Source organism: Lachnobacterium bovis DSM 14045, from assembly GCF_900107245.1.
Lineage (GTDB): Bacteria > Bacillota > Clostridia > Lachnospirales > Lachnospiraceae > Roseburia > Roseburia bovis.
This window is the reverse complement of the sequence record NZ_FNPG01000011.1, coordinates 33049-51877: the sequence shown is the minus strand read 5'-3', so window position 1 is coordinate 51877 and position 18829 is coordinate 33049. Positions and strand designations below refer to the sequence as shown.

Below are 18829 nucleotides of genomic sequence, written 5' to 3'. Positions count from 1 at the left end.
TATACAAAAAACCGTAAGTTTTAAGAAAGTATAAATTTTCTTAAACTTATGGTTTTTTATTTATATAAAAAAATAAATCATCCGATACCATAATTAGGTGGTGTGCGTGTGTTTATGGTGCATTTTTAGTGAAGAATTGTGATAGATGTTCATAGAGGATTAATTAATACAAATAAATTATTTTAAGGAGATTTGCCATGAATAGAACAGAACAAATAACAAATACGACGAGTAATGAAGTTGTTAATGATGCAGTAAGATTTGGGAGAGCATATATGTTTCCGTTTTCATTGAATGAAGGCGTGTGGATTTGTTTTCAGGAGAATAAAAGAGCAGTGAGAGTTTTCGTGACAGATATTTCTATAAATGGAATTCAATTAAGTGGAAGTTGGTATTCATGGGAGGAGCTAGAAAAGAATGGAGGGGTGTATGAATCAGAATTTGATGCACTTAAGAGTATGAGTTAAAAATTAGATACACCATTAAACATAGAAGTTAAGAAGGCCAATAAAGTCAAACAATAACTACAAAATTTAAGAAGAACTCGATAAATACATAAATTAAAAACAAAAGATAAATAAAAAAGGAATCAAGGAGGTTTGAGATGTGGCTGATGTAAAAAATTTAAAAAACGTAAAAACAAAAAGCAAAATTTTTTATGGAATTAGGAAAAAATTCTTAGGAGTTTTGGTACCTATTGTAGTAGTAGGATTTATAGCTCTTTCTTTTATAAGTTACAGAGAGTCAAGTGTTATTGTAAATGAAGAAGCTGAAACTAATGTTAAAGCAGTGGGTAGTGAAGCTGCTGTTATGCTAAAAGGGGAAATATGTACCAGAAAGATTATAGTTGAGACGCTTGCAGATTCCGCAGAATTTAATAAGGCAACAATTGAGCAAAAGATTCAGATGATGAAGGATGCAAAAACTGCAATAGATGGTTTGGCAATGATAGCTTATAGTGATTTAAAAGGTAATGCTATAAGTGATACTGGTGAAAAGATGAATCGAGGAGACAGAGATTATGTAAAAGAGGTTTCTTCTACTGGTGAGGCTTATATGACTGCGCCATTTAAATCAGGAACAACCGGTAAATTAATTCTTGTAGTAGCATTTCCTGTAAAGGAAAATTCAAAGACAGTTGGTATAGTATATGGAACAATAAATTTAGATACTTTGTCAGATTTGGTAGGACAGTATAAATACAAAAAAACAGGATATGTTTATGTAGTAGATCAGGAAGGTATGTGTATAGGCTTTAAACAAAAACCTGATAGAGTAGGCAGAATGGATCTTACTAAAACAGATGGAGAGATTGCGCTAAACGAAAGCCTTGTAGCAGCTTTTAAAGAAACTGTAGCAAATAAAAAAACAAATTCAACTTATTATAGTTCTACAGATGGAAAATACAACAAAGCAGTGTTTACAGTAGTAGATCTTGGCGAAAGATTTTGGGTTACAGTTACAGTTACTCCATTAAGTGAGATTGAAGAAAATTCAAATATTTTATTAAGAAATATGGTGACTTTTTCAATATTAATAATTATTGTAGCTATAATTATTATAAGTTTATTTACATATAAGACTGTAGTGCCAATTAAAGCGGTTACATCTGTTATTAATCGAATGGGAGAACTGAATTTTGCTTCAGTTAGTGAATTAGAAAAAGTAATAAATAGAAATGATGAAACGGGAGACATGGCTAGATCTTTAATTAGAATGGAAGATGAAATGGTTCATGTAATTAGTGACATTCAAAATCAAAGCGAAAGTTTATATAATGCTTCAGAAGAATTACAGAAAAATACAAACGAAACGACAAGAACGTTTGGTCATATTGAAAATGCAGTTTCAGAGATTGCTGAAGGTGCAACAAGTCAGGCCGCAGAGACTCAGTCAGCTACAGATAACGTAGTAGTAATTGGAAATATGATTAAAGATACAAAAGCAAATGTTAATGACATCAATGAAGGCGCTGTAACAATTTCAGAAGCAAATATTAAAGCAAATGAAGCATTAAAAGCTCTTAGTGATATTAATAAGAAAACAATAGAATCCATCAAGATGATTGCAAAACAAACTAAGACTACTAATGAATCAGCTACTAAGATTAAAGATGCAGCAACATTGATTGCTGACATTGCAGATCAGACTAATTTACTATCTTTGAATGCATCAATTGAAGCTGCCAGAGCCGGAGATGCAGGAAAAGGTTTTGCAGTTGTTGCTTCAGAAATTCAACAATTAGCAGATCAGTCAAATACTTCTGCTCAGCAAATTGATGAGGTTGTAAAACAATTAATAGATGATTCAGATAAATCAGTTAAGACAATGTCTGATGTTTCAGAGATAATTGACAAACAATCTCAGTATATTGCTTCAACAACAGAAATGTTCGAGCATGTAGAAAATGGTGTTAAGAATTCTGTTGAAGGAATTAAAGCAATTAGTAAAAAAACAGAAGAACTTGACGAAGCCAGAGGAAATATCATTGACACGGTTCAAAATCTTACAGCTATTGCTGAAGAAAATGCAGCAGGTACAGAGCAAACATCAGCAGCAGTTACAGAGGCAGATGCAATTATGAAAGATATTGCACGAAGTGCCCAGGAATTAAAAGATATCGCAAATGTTTTAGATTCAAGTATGAAGAAATTTAAGATTTAAAATAAAGGCCCCGCAATTTAAAAAATTGCGAGGCCTTTAAAGAAGATGTCAAAAGATGATTCCAAAATCATTAACTAAGCTTTTTAAAAACACTTAAGAGAATACATATTTTTACTTGTATATAATCAAATAAATGGTTTCAGTTTCATCTGCTGTGTACCTATCAGAATGTCTAACAGAAGTATTAAATTTAATATCAATAACTTCATTTACATTTTTACTGTTTAAAAAAGCATTAATTTGTGATTCTATTTCAGAAAATGAAATACTGTCCTGAAATTTGAAATGTTTAATTTTCATAAATCCCCCTCCTACTATGAGATTTTCTTCTATTATGAGAATTTTAACGAATGTTTGGCATGAGAAAGCATCAAAAACTTTAAAACCAAACTAAAAAATAAGATTCAAAAAACTTATTTTCTTAATTATATATCGGAATATAATAAAAAAATAAAACCTTTATATAAAAAAATAATCTACTTAAGGCTCTAAGTTTATAATATTTTTATAAATATAACCAGTTTCTTAAGAAAGTATTAAATAATAGAAATCATATTGACTTGATGATTAATGTGTCGTATACTGAAGCAGTCACTTAATCAAATATGTTTTAGATGTTATGAGAAAGAAAGCAATGCAATAATGGAAAGAAGTTTTATTGAAGTTATTTTTAAAGAACCTATTATTGAATGGCTAAACAGCCGGAGATTTTCTGACATAATCGGTTTTTATTCTGATCAGGAGTTTATTAATAACTCAGCAATATTCATGGTAGATTTAGAAGAAAATAAATTGCTTAGAATGCATGTAGGTCAGTTCGATAAATTAAATGAAATTGTGCCAGGGAAGAAACAAGATTATGATCAAATATTAAAAGCTGTAATTGAACAATCAGTACTATTTACAGGAAAGGATACAGTTAGTTTATTTTTTAATAGACATGTATTGTTTAACCGTTATAGACAGGGCATTACATCTGATGAAATTGAGCTTGAGTGTTTGGTAAAATCAAAAGTAATCTGGATTCATACTAATTATATGTTATACAAATCACAAGAAGGTCATCTATGTGCATACATTTTAGTTTTGAATGTTGAGGATTATCGCAGACAAAAGGATAAAGCCGTATCAAGTTTTTCTAGAGAGATTAATCCTTTGACAAAGCTACCAAATATGATTTTTTTCAGAGAGTTAGCACCTAATGTAGTGGTTCAAAATATTTACGAAAATCATTGTACAGCGTTTGTTCATCTAGATATTGACAATTTTAAAGCATATAATGCAAGGTATGGTTTTTCAAAGGGAGATCAGTTATTGAGATATATGGCTGCATCGTTGCAACACTTATTCTCAGAGGATTTAGTTGCACATTTTGGGCAAGATCACTTTGCAATTGTTACTAGAGAGGATGACATTGAAGAGAGGTTATCACATCTTAGTGATTATCTTAAATCGTATCCCAACGGTGACATAATTCAAATCAAATCAGGAATCTATGTAATATCGGATGGTGAATTAGATGTAAGTCTTGCGTGTGATAGGGCTAAGATAGCGTGCGACAGCATTAAGAAACAATTCGATCAATCAGTTAGATTCTTTGATGAGGAGCTTTTATATGTTTTAGAAAAACAAAAATATATTGTGGATAACATTGATAGGGCTATTGAAAATGATGAAGTAAAAGTTTATTATCAACCTGTATTCAGTACGGAAACTGGTAAGTTATGCGGGTTTGAAGCTCTTTCGCGATGGATTGACTCAAAATATGGATTTCTTTCTCCAGGTGAGTTTATTGAAGTACTAGAAAAGTATAGATTGATTCACAAAATTGATGTTCATACGGTTAAAAGAATCTGTCAGGACATTAAGAGATTAAAAGATTTATCTATACCTTATGTTCCGGTATCCGTTAATTTGTCTAGATTAGATTTTGAACTTTGTGATATAGCGAACATAATTGAAACAGAAATAAAAGCAAATGACATACCAAGACATTTACTCCATATTGAGATTACAGAAAGTGTCTTAACAGAAAATACTAAAGACCTACGTGAAAAAATCGAATTCTTTCAGTCACAGGGATACGAAGTGTGGATGGATGATTTCGGAAGCGGTTATTCTTCACTAAATGTATTAAAGGATTACAATTTTGATGTTTTAAAAATTGACATGTTGTTCTTAAAAGACTTTGAGTCGAATCCTAAGTCAAAAGAAATAGTAGCATCCATTATCGAAATGGCTAGGAAGCTCGAAATTGATACATTAGTTGAAGGGGTGGAAACAAAAGAACAGTATGATTATTTAAAATCGATAGGATGCAATAAAGTTCAAGGATATTTTTTAGGTAAACCAAGACCTTTTGATAAGAAATTAATATCCTTTATTGCAAAAAATGCTGATAGTTCTGCTGCAAGAATTAAACAAATTGTACCACCCAAAAAACGATCAAAAAATGGTTTGATAGCCAAGAAAAACAAACGACAAGATTATACTAATATTATGACTAAAAATAACTTAAAAGGTTTACATTACAATAGAAAATATACAGCATTTATTCAAACATAAATAAAAATTTATTTTTAATCATTTGACATAAAATATATAGACAGAAAAACAAAACGCATAATAAATAATATTATAAAAAGACAACAAAAATTATAAATAAAATAATTTTATTAATCCCATTAAAATACTATATTCTATGTACAAAATACATACCTTAAAAAAAAAATATATATAGTTTATAGTATCATTAAATTACTATCTATAAGGAACAGCCTCACGACATAGGGGCTGTTCTTATTTTGTTCTGACAGATTTTATAATTTTTTTCTTATCTAAATCCTTATTTTTCTATTTTTTCTTGTTAGATTAAGATTTGACTTTTTTTAAAGAATTGTATAAAATTAAAGCGTAGTTTATGCAGAAATGGCGGAATTGGCAGACGCGCAGGTTTCAGGTACCTGTAGTAATTATTACTGTGTGGGTTCAAATCCCATTTTCTGCATTTTTATTAAAGGACAGATTCCGTTATTCACTTTTTACTTAGGACGGATTATATTTTATTCAGAATAGATTTCATTATCGTGTCGATTTTTTTACCCATATTAAAAATATAAAACTAATCCTAGATTGCAATTATACACATCAAAAAACATTTAAATTACTATTTATATTTCTAAGTTTCTAATATATAATAGAAGTTAGAGCCTTTGAGCTTTTTTATAAAAAAGATAAAGTATTAAAAGATTTATGAAAGGAATTAGAAATGCTAGAGATTAAGGATATTACATATCAAGTAGAAGAAAATAATCAAAAAATTAATATCATTGATCATTTAAATCTTAATATAGAAGATGGTAAATTTGTTGTAATTACAGGCCCAAACGGTGGTGGAAAATCAACATTAGCTAAATTAATTATGGGTGTTAACGAAATTACAACAGGTCAAATGATTTTTGATGGTGAAGATATAACTAAAAAGAGTATAACTGAAAGAGCAAATTTAGGTATTAGTTATGCTTTCCAACAACCAGTGCATTTTAAAGGAATCAAAGTAATTGATCTTCTTAGATTAGCTGCAGGGGAAAAGCTATCTGTGTCAGCAGCTTGTGAATATTTATCAAAAGTAGGTTTATGTGCCAAAGATTATGTTAATAGAGAAGTAAATGCTTCTTTATCAGGTGGTGAATTAAAGCGTATTGAAATTGCTACAGTTTTAGCTAGAGGTACTAAATTTGCTGTATTTGATGAACCAGAGGCTGGAATTGATTTATGGAGTTTCCAAAATTTGATTCGTGTATTTGAAAATATAAGAGAATCTATTAATGGTACTATTCTTATCATTTCACATCAAGAAAGAATTCTAAGTATAGCAGATGAAATAGTTGTAATTGAAGATGGACATGTAAAGAAACAGGGAACTAAAGAAGAGATTCTTCCAGAAATTTTAGGTACATCAGCAGCTAAGGCAGCATGCGACAAGCTTATGTAAGGAGAGGAATAATATGATAGATGAAATTCAAAAGCAAATTCTAGAGGAAGTTGCAGATTTACATAAAGTTCCAGATGGAGCATATAATATTAGAGCAAACGGAGAATCAGCCGGAAGAAATACTACAGCGAATATAGATATCATTACTAAAGAAGATAAAAGCGGAATTGATATTCGAATTAAGCCAGGAACTAAAAATGAGAGCGTGCATATTCCAGTAGTTTTAAGCAAATCAGGAATAAAAGAAACAGTATATAATGATTTTTACATTGGAGAAGATGCAGACGTGACTATTGTTGCTGGTTGCGGAATTCACAATTGTGGTAATCAGGATTCACAACATGATGGAATTCATAGATTTTACGTTGGAAAAAATGCTAAAGTTCGTTATGTAGAAAAGCATTACGCACAGGGTGATGGCTTAGGTAAAAAAATATTAAATCCTGTCACAGAAGTTTATCAGGAAGCAGGAAGCTACGTTGATATGGAGATGGTTCAGATAAAAGGTGTTGATTCTACAGTAAGAACTACAAAAGCAGAATTAGCAGAAGATGCTACACTTATTGTGCATGAGAGATTAATGACACATGGTAAACAAAAGGCAACAAGTGTTTATACAGTAGAATTAAACGGTGAGAATTCTAGTACAGATATTATATCTCGTTCAGTTGCAAAAAATGAATCAGAGCAAATATTTGAGGCAGCAATCGTAGGAAATACAGTATGTAGCGGTCACGCTGAATGTGATGCAATCATTATGGATAAGGCTCACGTAGTAGCAGTACCTAAGCTTGATGCTAACAATGTTGATGCTGCACTTATTCATGAAGCAGCAATTGGTAAAATTGCAGGCGACCAGTTAATTAAACTTATGTCATTAGGTTTAACAGAGCAAGAAGCAGAAGAACAGATTATTTCAGGTTTCTTGAAATAATTTTTTTGAGGTGTTTATTATAAGTGATAAAAAATGCTTCAAAAATAATTATGAGTAACAATTCAGAATGTATAAATTCAGAATGTATAATTTATAAAATAAATAAAAAAGAGAATCAATATGGCATATAATTTTAATGTGAAAAAAATTACAAGTCTCACAGATGAGAGGATAAGTAAATATATCAGCTACAACGAAAAACAATTAGCACATATTTACGAACCGCAGTTAGGTGTGTTCATCTGTGAGAGTGCTAAAGTTATAAAAAGGGCCCTTAAAGCTGGCTATAAAGTAGAAAGCTTTTTGATCGAAGAAAACTATTTGTGTGAAGATTCAACTAGTGAAGCGGTTAAAGAAGTGCAGGAAGTTTTAAAAGAAGTGCAAGATGAAACATCTGTTCAAATTTTTTCTGCTAGCAAAGAAGTTTTATCTCGGATAAAAGGTTATGTAGTCACTAGAGGAATGCTTTGCATAATGCGTCGAAAGAATCTACCTGAATTTGAAAATTTAATTGCAGATAATAGAAGGATTGTAGTATTAGAAAGTGTTGTAAATCCAACTAATATTGGCTCAGTTTTTCGTTCTGCAGCGGCACTTGGAATTGACAGTATTGTTTTGACAAATGATAGCTGTGATCCTCTTTACAAACGCTCAGCGAGGGTAAGTATGGGAACTGTTTTTCAGATTCCATGGACTTTTATCCCCAAAGAGGGCTATATAGATAAATTCCATGAACTTGGTTATAAAGTAGTTGCATTGGCACTTAAGGAAGAATCAAAAGATATAACAGATCCGATTTTTGCACAACAAGAAAAATTAGCAATTATAATGGGAAATGAAGGAAACGGAATATCACAAGATTCGCTTGAAAAGTGTGATTATGTAATTAAGATTCCAATGTATCATGGTGTAGATTCATTGAATGTGGCAGCAGCAAGTGCTGTAGCTTTTTGGGAGCTTCGTGTGAAATAGAAGTTACCTGAGAAGACGATAGTAGTTTTTGCAACAGCATGACATGTAATTAAAAAATATTTATGAAAATACAGTTTATTGTTAGAAAAGAGGAAAAATGATTAGAAGAGCAGAGGAAAGGGATATACCAAAAGTTACTAAGCTTTTATCAGAAGTGTTAGAGATTCATGCCTCTATAAGACCAGACATTTTTGTGTCAGGGAAAACAAAATATACAAGTGATGAAATAAAGAATATTTTTTCTGACGATATGCGTCCAGTGTATGTTTATGTTGATGAAAAAGATGAAGTACAAGGATATGCATTTTGTGAGATAAGGGGTGGTAAAAAAAATGATTCAGAATCTGATTCAGGATTTATGTTGCCCCACAAAATCATGTACATTGATGATTTATGCGTTGATCAGGAATGTCGCGGAAAGCAAATAGGAAAGAAGCTTTTTGATTTTGTAAAAGAAGAAGCAAAAAGAATAGGGTGCTATGAAGTTACTCTTTGTGTTTGGGAGGGTAACAATAGCGCAAGAAAGTTCTATGAAAAAATTGGCATGAAACCAAAAGAAACAGTAATGGAATATGTTCTGTAATATATTTTTCATAACATAGTTAGGCTATCAATTGATAGCCTATTTTTTTATTTAACTATTTTGTTTTATATTATACAATAATTATTATATGATAATGCGCCCATTTTCTAAAACCATTTTTAGGCGTTTTAATCCATTAGCCAAAGATTCGTCGTTGTCAAGGTTTGATAATGAAACTCTTATATAATGTTCGTTACTTTTGTTGGTAGAACCACAAACAAAACGGTCAGAGTGATATATTTTTATACCGTTTGATTGCATATATTCCTCTATTTCGCGGCCAGGTTTGTTACTAGAGATAGGTAGCCATCTGTAAAAACTAAGAGGGTGTCCATTTTGAGGAGCATAGTAAAAAATATCATTGAAGATATCATTTCTAATTTTTGCGGTTTCTATTTTTCTTTTTACAATTTCATCAGCAACTCCATTATTAATCAGGCTACTGACGAGCTGAACATTATATGATGATGTTTTGACATTTACATTAAAGAGAGCGTTTAGTATTTTTTCCCTAAAAGGAGTACTGTAAGCGAGGTAGGCTATCCTTAAACCTGAGCAGATAGACTTAGATAAACTACAAATGTAAACACTTTGTTCAGGAGCGTATCGAGCCATTGGCCCCATGTAATTAGGAATAACGTCAGTATTCAAAAAAGCATGAATATCATCTTCTATAAGAATTAAATCATATTTTTTTACAATTTCTGCAAGTTGTCTTTTCCTAAAATCAGTAGTAACAATCGTTGTAGGATTATTACAAGAAGGAACGATAAAGAGACCTTTTAGTCTTTTTTTTCTGGCATGGTTTTCTAATTCGGCCGGGATGATACCGTTATTGTCGCTTTTGATAGGAATTAGTTTTATATTTAACATTTTAGCAAGTGCTATAAAGTTAGGGTATGTGAAACAGTCAACTGCGATATAATCTCCGGGCGAAAAAAGTGCTAGTAAGGAGATAGTTAAAGCATTTTGGGTGCCGGCAGTGATTGCAAGGTTGTCAATTGAAGGATAACATTGCAAGGTATTTAACCATTTGAGGGCAGCCTTCTTGTGAGAAAGTATTCCTGTTGGATCATCATATGTTAAAAGGGCAGAAAAAGAATTCTTTTTGTAGGCTTGTGGTACGTGGTCATAAATCAATGAATTGTATCGCTCAAAAGAACTTACAAATCCTAAATCAATTGTCTGAGAAGGAGTGTGCTCTAAAGAAATAGTTATTTTGCTTGAAGCACTTGGAGATACGAAAGTTCCTCTTCCTGTTTCAGCATAAATTAAACCTTTTAATTCACACAATTTGTAAGCTCTTGTAACTGTTGTAAAATTAATATCAAGATAATCTGCAAGTTCGCGTTGTGGTGGTAATAAAGTGTTCGGAAGAAGCACTCCACCGATTATATCTTTTTCAAGAAGTTCAGCGAGAGATTTATAAATAGGCTTTTTTATATTTTTTTTATCTGGTTTCCATGACAAAAAATAATCGTCAAAAGAATTAATAGGCATTTTATGGTCCTCCGTCATTTTAATAATTAAATTGTAATCCATACAATTTAATTGTTGATTGTATGTAAATATAATGATACGATTGATTCTGCAAAAAGTAAAGAGATTAGAAAAGAGGTAACAAAAATTGAGAATAAAAGCATTAAAAGCGGCATTTCCACAGACAATTCCTATTTTTGCAGGATTCTTGTTTTTGGCAATGACGTTAGGAATATATATGGTAAAATTAGGATTTCCAGCGTGGATTCCTATTTTAACGAGTGCGGTTGTATTTGCAGGATCAGTAGAATTTATAGCAGCTAATCTTATGCTTGGAATTTTTAATCCAATACAAGCTATAACGCTTGCAATTATGGTTAATGCACGACATTTATTTTATGGAATATCTATGCTTGATAAGTATCGTGGCATTGGTAAGAAAAAATTATATGTGATTTTTGGAATGTGTGATGAAACTTTTTCCATAAACTATACAGCTGATATACCTGAAGATGTCGATAGAGGATGGTTTTTATTTTGGGTGACAGTATTGAATCATATGTATTGGATTTTTGGAGCTTCAATTGGAGCGCTTTTTGGAAGTATTTTAAAATTTAACACTAAAGGGTTAGATTTTGTAATGACAGCGATGTTTATTGTGATTTTTATGAATCAGTGGGGGAAAGAAGACAATCACATAAGTGCAATTATTGGAGTTGTTGTATCGGCTATGTGTTTGATTTTTTTAGGAAAAACTCAATTCATTATTCCTTCTATGATTCTTATAGTTTTGATTTTGACAGGTATGAAAAAATATATAGTGAGGTAACATTATGACATTATTTCAAAAATTAATAATAATTTTTGTTGTTTCAGTAGGAACGATGATAACTAGATTTACACCATTTATTTTATTTCCAGCAGGAAAAGAAACTCCTAAATACGTGAAATATTTGGGAACGGTTTTACCGGCAGCAGTTTTTGGATTGTTAGTCGTTTATAGTTTAAAAGATGTTCACGTATTAACGGGAACACACGGAATTCCAGAAATGCTAGCATCATTAGTTGTGATTGGATTGTATTATTGGCGTAAAGATATGTTACTTCCAATAGCAGGTGGAACAATTTTTTATATGTTTTTAGTTCAATGTGTTTTATAAGTAAAAGCTAGATTATAGTTAGATATAAGGAAAAGATTATAGAGTTAAACAGAATTGTTGAAATAGTAAAGAGAAGTCAGTAGATATATTTAAGGATATATTTATTGACTTCTTTTTGTTAGATGTATATAATTATATTAAAAATACCCCAGTGGGGTATATGAAGTTGTGTAAAATTAAAGAGTAGAGGTGAATTATATCATGCCAAATTCAAATAATAAAAAAGAAATAGAGTCAGAATTAAAAAAATGTTGTTGTTCAGAAAACAAATTAGAAAGTGGCAACACAGTTGAATCAAATAATGAAGAATTGATTGTAACCGGCAAGACAAAGAAGAGAACAGAAAAAGAATATAAGGATTTATACAACAGACTTTCTCGCATTGAGGGACAAGTTCGAGGCGTTAAAAAGATGGTAGAAAATGAAGTTTATTGTGTAGATATTTTAACTCAAGTTTCGGCCATTACATCAGCACTTAACAGTTTTAACAAGGTTTTATTATCTAATCATATTAAGAGTTGTGTAATACAAAACGTCAAAGAAGGTAACGAAGAGGTTATAGATGAGTTAGTAAAAACAATTCAAAAACTAATGAAATAATTTTTAAATGTTTAGGCAATACATGGAAAGGAGAAATTATTTCAATGGAAAAATATAAAGTTGAGGGCATGACGTGTGCTGCATGTGTTGCTCATGTCGAAAAAGCCGTTAAAAAAGTTGAAGGTGTTAATGATGTTACAGTCAGCCTTTTGACGAATTCAATGGAAATAGATGGAGCTGTCGATGATGCTGTGATATGTAAAGCAGTTGAAGATGCAGGATATCATGCCTATAAAAAAAGAAGCAATTCAGCAGAAAATAGCCTAAGCGGATGCACTACAACGGGAAGAGATATAGACGGAAGTAACTCGGCCGAATATGAATATAGCGCACAAGTTGATTTGCGAGATGATTTTAAAGATACAACTACTCCCAAAATGAAAAAAAGACTATTTCAATCAGTTTTGTTTTTGCTGCCTTTGATGTATGTTTCGATGGGACATATGATGTTTAATTTTCCTCTCCCTTATTTTATGAATAACAATCATATTGCAATCGGAATAACAGAGATGTTACTGGCAATTGTCGTAATGCTGATAAATAGGAATTTCTTCATTTCAGGAGTGAAAAGCACAATGCATGGTTCGCCAAACATGGATACCTTGGTCGCAATGGGCTCTGGAATTTCATTTATATATTCAGTGATTGTGCTTTATGGAATGACATATTATATGTCGATTTCTGAGAATTATAAAGCAGCTAAGATGATGGATAATTTGTATTTTGAATCTGCGGCAATGATTTTAACACTTATCACAATTGGTAAAACATTAGAGTCGTATTCAAAAGGTCGAACAACAGATGCGATAAAGGGGCTTCTTGATTTGATTCCTCAGAAAGCAACCGTCATAAAAAATGGAAAAGAAATAACAATTGATGCATTCGAAGTCAGAAAAGATGATATTTTTTTGGTAAGACCAACAGAAAAAATACCCGTAGATGGTATAATTGTATCAGGTGAAAGTGCAATAGATGAGTCTGTACTCACGGGCGAAAGCATCCCGGTTGATAAGGCAAGCGGAGATGAAGTGTCAGTTGGAACGGTAAATGTTTCCGGTGTTATAAGGTGTAAAGCTGTAAGAGTTGGACAGAATACAACTTTATCTCAAATGATAGAAATGGTAAGTCAGTCCGCAGCAAGTAAAGCACCTATCGCAAAAATAGCTGACAAAGTTGCAGGAATTTTTACTCCGGTCGTACTTGTGATAGCGCTAATCACAGCATTTGTATGGCTTTTTTGGTTACAGGCAGACGTGGGAACAGCCCTTACGCACGCAATTACAGTGCTTGTAATAAGTTGCCCTTGTGCATTAGGATTAGCAACCCCGGTAGCTATAATGGTTGGAAATGGAATTGGTGCTAAAACCCAAATTCTTTATAAAACTGCAACAGCTCTAGAAACAGTAGGTCGAGCAACAACTGTGATTTTAGATAAAACAGGAACGATTACAGAAGGCAAACCTAGGGTAACAAATTGTATTTTAAACACTAATATGTCAATGGAGTTTTCTAAAGAGGATTTGTTACAGATTGCATTTTTATTAGAAAAAGATTCAAAACATCCATTAGCGCAGGCAATTGTAAATTATTGCCAAACTAAGGAAAATAAGGGATGTGTGAAGGACGAAAGTCATTTGATAACCGAATATGAAGAAATGTCTGGAAGCGGAATAAGAGCAAGAATAAACGGTGTGATGTATTATGCAACAAAAGGCGAATATGTTAAAAAGCACATAGTTGATTCAAAAAAGTATGAAGATTTTATATTACAAAATAATGTAGATGAGTTATTATTAATGGGTAAAACTCCATTGTTTTTCTCTAGGGAAGACGAAATATTAGGTGTTATTTTAGTGTCTGATACAGTTAAAGAGGATAGTGCTAGGGCCATTAATGGGCTTAAAAAAATGGGCTTAAAAGTGGTTATGTTAACTGGTGATAATGCTAAAACAGCAGAATATATTGCCAAAACAGCAGAAGTTGATGAGGTGATTTCAGATGTTATGCCAATTCAAAAAGCAGATGTTGTAAAAGAGTACAAACACTCAGGCGAAGTAGTTGTAATGGTTGGCGATGGTATAAACGATGCCTTGGCGTTAACAGAGGCTGATGTTGGTTTAGCAATTGGTGCTGGAACGGATATCGCAATTGAGGCGGCTGATGTTGTTTTGGTAAATAGTAGCCTTTCTGATGTTGTTTCTGCAATACAACTAAGTAAAAAAGTAATAAGTAACATTCATGAAAATCTGTTTTGGGCATTTATTTATAATATCATTGGAATTCCGCTTGCAGCAGGTGTATGGATCGGCATCACAGGTTGGACATTAACGCCAATGTTTGGAGCAGCAGCAATGAGCTTGTCTAGCTTTTGCGTATGTATGAATGCGTTAAGATTAAATTTGGTAACTAAAAAACTTTTTTCGAGTCAAAAAAATAATAAGCAAACTTTAGAAACAAATATAACGCAAGAAATATCAGAAAAAGCACAGGAAACAAATATTACACAAAATAATTATGAAAAAAATAAAGAAAAGGAAGGTATAAGTAAAATGACAAAAACAATTAAAGTAGAAGGAATGATGTGCCACAACTGTGAGAATCATGTAAAGAAGGCATTAGAAAAAATCGATGGAGTAGAAAGCGTAGTTGCAAGCCACGAAAAAGGAACAGTTGAAGTGACATTAACAAAAGAAGTGGATGATAACACATTATGCGAGGCAATAAAAGAAGAAGGATATACTCCTTTGAATTAAGGGAAAATTATAAAAAAATAATTGAAAATAGTTTAGAATATCAAGAGGAATCGAGTAAAATCGGTTCCTTTTTTTAAAACAGATATCAAGTTGGTCTTCTGAGTGGTCCATTGATTAAAAATGCAAGTCCATGTTAGAAGTAAATGACTTGATAAGAATTTATTTTTTCCAGAAAAATGACGATAAATTAGTAGTAGATAATTGATAAAAAATAACAATAAAATGAGGAATGAAATATGTTAAAACAAATACTTCATGATTGTTTTTCGATAACAGAAGATGCAGCAACTCATAATGAAATAAGGGATAGAATATTGTCAGGTGGAAAAATAACTGGAACTAATATGAGTGTTATGGTTTGTTCAATCATTATAGCATCGGTTGGGTTAAATACGAATTCTGTTGCAGTTATAATTGGAGCTATGCTGATTTCACCATTGATGGGAAGCTTATTGGCAATTGCTTATGGAATAGAATCTGTAAACTTTAAATTGACGGAATTACATATAATAGGATTAATGTTTCAGATAATAATAAGCGTATGTACTGCCACAATTTATTTTTTATTGTCTCCGGTAAAAACTGCCACGGAACAAATAATAGCGAGAACACAGCCTTCTTTTTTTGATGTTTTAGTTGCAGTTGTTGGCGGCATTGCTGGAATCATTGGCCAAACCCGAAAAGACAAAGCAAACAATATTATACCGGGAGTAGCGATTGCCACTGCGTTGATGCCACCACTATGTACATGTGGCTATTCAATAGCAAATGGAAAGATAACAATGTTGTTGGGCGCATTGTATTTGTTTGTTATTAATGCATATTTTATTTTTTTATCAGCAGCGATAGTATTATCAATTTTAGAAGTACCAAAAGTTCAAGAACTAACTGACGAACAATGGCTATGTTTAAGAAAAAGAATGTTAAGAAATTCAATGATTATAATTATTCCAAGTATTCTGGCATTATACGGATTATATATAAAATAAAAAAGTTGAGGAACGAAGATTCATATTTACAACAAATATTTCTTCGAACTTCAACTTTTTTATTAGTTAACAGCTAATTAATTAACCAATAAGTTTTGAAACTACTTGCTGAATGTCTTTTCCGTCAGCTTTACCTTTTAATGCAGGCATAACGTTTTTCATAATTTGTCCTTTATTTTTTGTTGCAATAACTTCTGCAAAGTTTTCATTTAAGAAAGCTTCGATTTCGTCTAAGCTTAACATTTTAGGGGCAAATTCTTCGATAACAGAAACAACGAATCCGTATTCTTCTTTTAAATCAGCACGTTCAGCTGGGCATCCATCGAATTGTTCTTTTGCCATACGTAATTCTTTACTGATAGCGCGATTTACTTGCTCATCACTAATTTCATCTCTAGTTCCTTCATCAATAGCAATCTTCTTTGAAGCAGAAATTAAAGAAGAGATAACCTCTTTTCTTTTTTTGTCATGAGCTTTCATAGCTTTAATCATTTCGGCTCTTAATTCTTCGAATTTCATTAGACTTCCTCCTCATATGATTTAATATATTAAGTCTACATTAAATATTCTAGCATATGAGAAAAATAAAGTACAGTGTGTATAAATTCCATTATTGTATAAAGTGATAATGTGAAAATGCTTTATTAGATCGTATTACTAGTTACATTTTATATTAGTATTAGTTTTCAGAATAACCCCTTTCCGCAAACCACTTGCGCATATAATTTGTGAGATTTTTAGTATCAATAGTATACGATTGACCGTTGAAGGTTTTATTTGAAAATCTATAACGGAACTTACCAAATTTTACATGCTTTGCAAGGATTGTAGTGTTAGGGTTAGAATTAAAGTTATTAGATAAGTTAGCATTACTGTAAAACAAACAATCTATTTCGTCATACGTTCTGTTGTTATTAATTCTATATAATTTATAATATTTAAGCCTTCCATCTGAAGAAAGTTTGTAATTAGAATTCATAGGAAAATTGTAAGTGACATCAATCCAATTTCCATTTACAGTAACTAAGTATTTTGAATCGATTGTGTTAACGCTGTTAAAAAGATTGAAAGGTGTATAGTAATTTGAAGAAATAGGAAAAGCAATATCGTCCTTTGGTTTGTGTGTGTGTAATAATTTTCTAATTAATAGTAGAATAAGAAAAATAGTAAACTGACCAATTCCAAAAATCATAATAAAAGTTCCAGGATAAAATACGCTGTATGAAGTGTGTTCAACACCGTTTATATTAGTGTAAACTCTTCCAGTCATAGAATAATTATTGATTTTTAATAGTAAGCCTAAAATAAAGATAAAACATCCAGTACCTGCAAGTATTTTGAAAATAAGAGGAATGGATTTTTGAAGAGCCATTGCTCTATTTCTGGCCTTTTCGCTTGGAAACATTTTTAGTACCTCCTTGTAATTAATTTGAGTTTCAACCGAAATTAAAAAACCTTTAAAAATCATATCATAAAAAAGGTAAAGAAGGCAAGTACAATAAAAAAATAGAGATAGCTATAAAAACTAATTGACTAGAAATTAAAAGGTTTACAGAAATAAAAAATGTAATAAAATATTAGAGGATACTTTTTAATATATAATAAAAAAATTACTAGACTTTTTAAAAGATTCCCATCGTTATTTAAAAAATTTTATGACAGCCAAATTAAAAAGGCAATATTTTTATGGAGATAAGGAGAAAACAAAATTATGCAAGACCAAAAGATAATGTTATTAAAATCTAAATGTACACACAATATTTGGGGTGGAACAAGAATTAGAGAATTATTTAATTTTGATGAAGCAGGAGAAGATGTAGGTGAGTGCTGGGGAATATCAGCTTTTAAAGATAATGCAAGTATTGTAAAAAATGGTATGTATGAAGGAATGTCACTTTGTGATTTATATGAACAACATCCAGAAGTATTTGGAAATATTGATTCTGATAGATTTCCACTATTAATAAAAATAATTGATGCAAAAGATGATTTAAGTATTCAAGTTCATCCAGATGATAAATATGCTGATGAAAATGAAAATCATTCTTTAGGGAAAAAGGAATGTTGGTATATCTTAGATTGTGATGAGGATGCTACAATCGTTGTAGGTCATAATGCAAAGACAAAAGATGAATTAAAAACTATGATAGAAGAAGGAAAATGGAGCGATTTTATAAGAGAAATTCCAATTCACAAGGGGGATTTTATCCAGATTGATCCAGGTACAGTTCATGCGATAAAAGGTGGAACTTTAATTCTTGAAACACAACAGAACAGCGACATTACATATAGAGTGTATGATTACGACAGACTCTCAAATGGCCAAAAAAGACAGTTACACATAAAGCAAAGTATAGATGTTATTAAAGTGCCTGCTGCTGATGTAAAAGATTGTGTTATTGGGGCAAACGAAATCGAAAACATGTGTGAAGAAAACAATTTAAATGAAATTTTTAAATGTGACAGATATACAGTTTTCAGATTGAATGTGAACACAACAACATCTAAAAAAATATCACAAGAATATTCATTTTTAACACTTCTTGTAACAGAAGGAAGAGGAAGTATTAATGATATTGCTGTTAAAAAAGGCGATTGTATGTTAGTTCCAAACGATGTTAAGAGCTTAGAAGTGACAGGAGAATTTGAAGCTTTAGCAGCGACAGTATAATTCTTTTAATAAAAAGATCATTTTTTAATC

General features: G+C 31.4%; 17 protein-coding genes and 1 tRNA gene. 14 read left to right on the top strand and 4 right to left on the bottom strand.

Annotation, left to right across the window (positions count from 1 at the left end):
- Positions 1-197 precede the first annotated feature (197 nt).
- The gene (locus tag BLV79_RS05375; protein WP_074716874.1) at positions 198-467 is read left to right on the top strand and encodes a hypothetical protein; all 270 of its coding nucleotides are present in this window, start codon (positions 198-200) and stop codon (positions 465-467) included.
- A 139-nt stretch (positions 468-606) separates the two neighbouring features.
- Positions 607-2664, top strand: a complete 2058-nt coding sequence (locus BLV79_RS05370) for a methyl-accepting chemotaxis protein (protein ID WP_074716872.1) — start codon at positions 607-609, stop codon at positions 2662-2664.
- Between the two features lie 111 nt (positions 2665-2775).
- On the opposite strand, the gene BLV79_RS05365 is transcribed toward BLV79_RS05370, so the two are convergent.
- A complete protein-coding gene (locus tag BLV79_RS05365; protein ID WP_074716870.1) occupies positions 2776-2964 on the bottom strand; it encodes a hypothetical protein in 189 nt (62 codons plus the stop codon).
- A 342-nt stretch (positions 2965-3306) separates the two neighbouring features.
- Between BLV79_RS05365 and BLV79_RS05360 the strand changes: the two genes are divergently transcribed.
- The 6 genes from BLV79_RS05360 to BLV79_RS05335 all read left to right on the top strand — a co-directional run bounded on the left by BLV79_RS05360 (position 3307) and on the right by BLV79_RS05335 (position 9147).
- Complete coding sequence (locus tag BLV79_RS05360) at positions 3307-5229, top strand: putative bifunctional diguanylate cyclase/phosphodiesterase (RefSeq protein WP_074716868.1); 1923 nt, start codon at positions 3307-3309, stop codon at positions 5227-5229.
- Positions 5230-5586: 357 nt separating this feature from the next.
- Positions 5587-5671: transfer RNA gene (locus tag BLV79_RS05355), tRNA-Leu, on the top strand.
- Positions 5672-5932: 261 nt separating this feature from the next.
- Positions 5933-6658 (top strand): ABC transporter ATP-binding protein, encoded by a 726-nt coding sequence (locus BLV79_RS05350; protein ID WP_074716866.1) that lies wholly within the window; start codon positions 5933-5935, stop codon positions 6656-6658.
- Between the two features lie 13 nt (positions 6659-6671).
- Complete coding sequence (locus tag BLV79_RS05345; protein WP_074716864.1) at positions 6672-7592, top strand: SufB/SufD family protein; 921 nt, start codon at positions 6672-6674, stop codon at positions 7590-7592.
- Positions 7593-7712: 120 nt separating this feature from the next.
- On the top strand, positions 7713-8564 hold the full coding sequence (locus BLV79_RS05340; RefSeq protein ID WP_074716862.1) for a TrmH family RNA methyltransferase: 852 nt from the start codon (positions 7713-7715) through the stop codon (positions 8562-8564).
- Positions 8565-8661: 97 nt separating this feature from the next.
- Positions 8662-9147 (top strand): GNAT family N-acetyltransferase, encoded by a 486-nt coding sequence (locus BLV79_RS05335; protein ID WP_074716860.1) that lies wholly within the window; start codon positions 8662-8664, stop codon positions 9145-9147.
- Between the two features lie 84 nt (positions 9148-9231).
- Here the strand turns inward: BLV79_RS05335 and BLV79_RS05330 are convergent, their stop codons facing one another.
- Positions 9232-10647 carry an aminotransferase-like domain-containing protein gene (locus BLV79_RS05330; protein ID WP_074716858.1) on the bottom strand — a complete coding sequence of 472 codons (1416 nt, stop codon included), beginning with the start codon at positions 10645-10647 and terminating at the stop codon, positions 9232-9234.
- Between the two features lie 127 nt (positions 10648-10774).
- Between BLV79_RS05330 and BLV79_RS05325 the strand changes: the two genes are divergently transcribed.
- From BLV79_RS05325 to BLV79_RS05305, 5 genes are all read left to right on the top strand, one after another.
- Positions 10775-11455: an AzlC family ABC transporter permease gene (locus BLV79_RS05325; protein WP_022748681.1), complete on the top strand. Its 681-nt coding sequence runs from the start codon at positions 10775-10777 to the stop codon at positions 11453-11455.
- A gap of 4 nt (positions 11456-11459) precedes the next feature.
- Complete coding sequence (locus BLV79_RS05320; protein WP_029067254.1) at positions 11460-11786, top strand: branched-chain amino acid transporter permease; 327 nt, start codon at positions 11460-11462, stop codon at positions 11784-11786.
- Positions 11787-11987: 201 nt separating this feature from the next.
- Entirely contained in the window at positions 11988-12386 is a 399-nt protein-coding gene (locus BLV79_RS05315; protein ID WP_083354462.1) for a metal-sensing transcriptional repressor, read from the top strand.
- Between the two features lie 44 nt (positions 12387-12430).
- Positions 12431-15139 carry a heavy metal translocating P-type ATPase gene (locus BLV79_RS05310; RefSeq protein WP_074716855.1) on the top strand — a complete coding sequence of 903 codons (2709 nt, stop codon included), beginning with the start codon at positions 12431-12433 and terminating at the stop codon, positions 15137-15139.
- 236 nt (positions 15140-15375) lie between these two features.
- Positions 15376-16128: a DUF389 domain-containing protein gene (locus BLV79_RS05305; protein WP_074716853.1), complete on the top strand. Its 753-nt coding sequence runs from the start codon at positions 15376-15378 to the stop codon at positions 16126-16128.
- Positions 16129-16209: 81 nt separating this feature from the next.
- Here BLV79_RS05305 and BLV79_RS05300 read toward each other — a convergent pair whose 3' ends face one another.
- Entirely contained in the window at positions 16210-16647 is a 438-nt protein-coding gene (locus tag BLV79_RS05300; protein WP_074716851.1) for a GatB/YqeY domain-containing protein, read from the bottom strand.
- A gap of 160 nt (positions 16648-16807) precedes the next feature.
- Positions 16808-17533 carry a hypothetical protein gene (locus tag BLV79_RS05295; protein WP_074716849.1) on the bottom strand — a complete coding sequence of 242 codons (726 nt, stop codon included), beginning with the start codon at positions 17531-17533 and terminating at the stop codon, positions 16808-16810.
- A 306-nt stretch (positions 17534-17839) separates the two neighbouring features.
- Here BLV79_RS05295 and BLV79_RS05290 point away from each other — a divergent pair, with 306 nt between their 5' ends.
- Positions 17840-18799 carry a type I phosphomannose isomerase catalytic subunit gene (locus BLV79_RS05290; protein WP_074716847.1) on the top strand — a complete coding sequence of 320 codons (960 nt, stop codon included), beginning with the start codon at positions 17840-17842 and terminating at the stop codon, positions 18797-18799.
- The last annotated feature ends 30 nt before the right edge of the window (positions 18800-18829 follow it).

Coding starts and splice junctions, on each gene's coding strand:
- BLV79_RS05350 (WP_074716866.1), top strand. CDS start 5,933: ATGCTAGAGATTAAGGATATTACATATCAAGTAGAAGAAAATAATCAA.
- BLV79_RS05315 (WP_083354462.1), top strand. CDS start 11,988: ATGCCAAATTCAAATAATAAAAAAGAAATAGAGTCAGAATTAAAAAAA.
- BLV79_RS05295 (WP_074716849.1), bottom strand. CDS start 17,533: ATGTTTCCAAGCGAAAAGGCCAGAAATAGAGCAATGGCTCTTCAAAAA.
- BLV79_RS05375 (WP_074716874.1), top strand. CDS start 198: ATGAATAGAACAGAACAAATAACAAATACGACGAGTAATGAAGTTGTT.
- BLV79_RS05360 (WP_074716868.1), top strand. CDS start 3,307: ATGGAAAGAAGTTTTATTGAAGTTATTTTTAAAGAACCTATTATTGAA.
- BLV79_RS05345 (WP_074716864.1), top strand. CDS start 6,672: ATGATAGATGAAATTCAAAAGCAAATTCTAGAGGAAGTTGCAGATTTA.
- BLV79_RS05310 (WP_074716855.1), top strand. CDS start 12,431: ATGGAAAAATATAAAGTTGAGGGCATGACGTGTGCTGCATGTGTTGCT.
- BLV79_RS05330 (WP_074716858.1), bottom strand. CDS start 10,647: ATGCCTATTAATTCTTTTGACGATTATTTTTTGTCATGGAAACCAGAT.
- BLV79_RS05320 (WP_029067254.1), top strand. CDS start 11,460: ATGACATTATTTCAAAAATTAATAATAATTTTTGTTGTTTCAGTAGGA.
- BLV79_RS05365 (WP_074716870.1), bottom strand. CDS start 2,964: ATGAAAATTAAACATTTCAAATTTCAGGACAGTATTTCATTTTCTGAA.
- BLV79_RS05290 (WP_074716847.1), top strand. CDS start 17,840: ATGCAAGACCAAAAGATAATGTTATTAAAATCTAAATGTACACACAAT.
- BLV79_RS05340 (WP_074716862.1), top strand. CDS start 7,713: ATGGCATATAATTTTAATGTGAAAAAAATTACAAGTCTCACAGATGAG.
- BLV79_RS05300 (WP_074716851.1), bottom strand. CDS start 16,647: ATGAAATTCGAAGAATTAAGAGCCGAAATGATTAAAGCTATGAAAGCT.
- BLV79_RS05305 (WP_074716853.1), top strand. CDS start 15,376: ATGTTAAAACAAATACTTCATGATTGTTTTTCGATAACAGAAGATGCA.
- BLV79_RS05335 (WP_074716860.1), top strand. CDS start 8,662: ATGATTAGAAGAGCAGAGGAAAGGGATATACCAAAAGTTACTAAGCTT.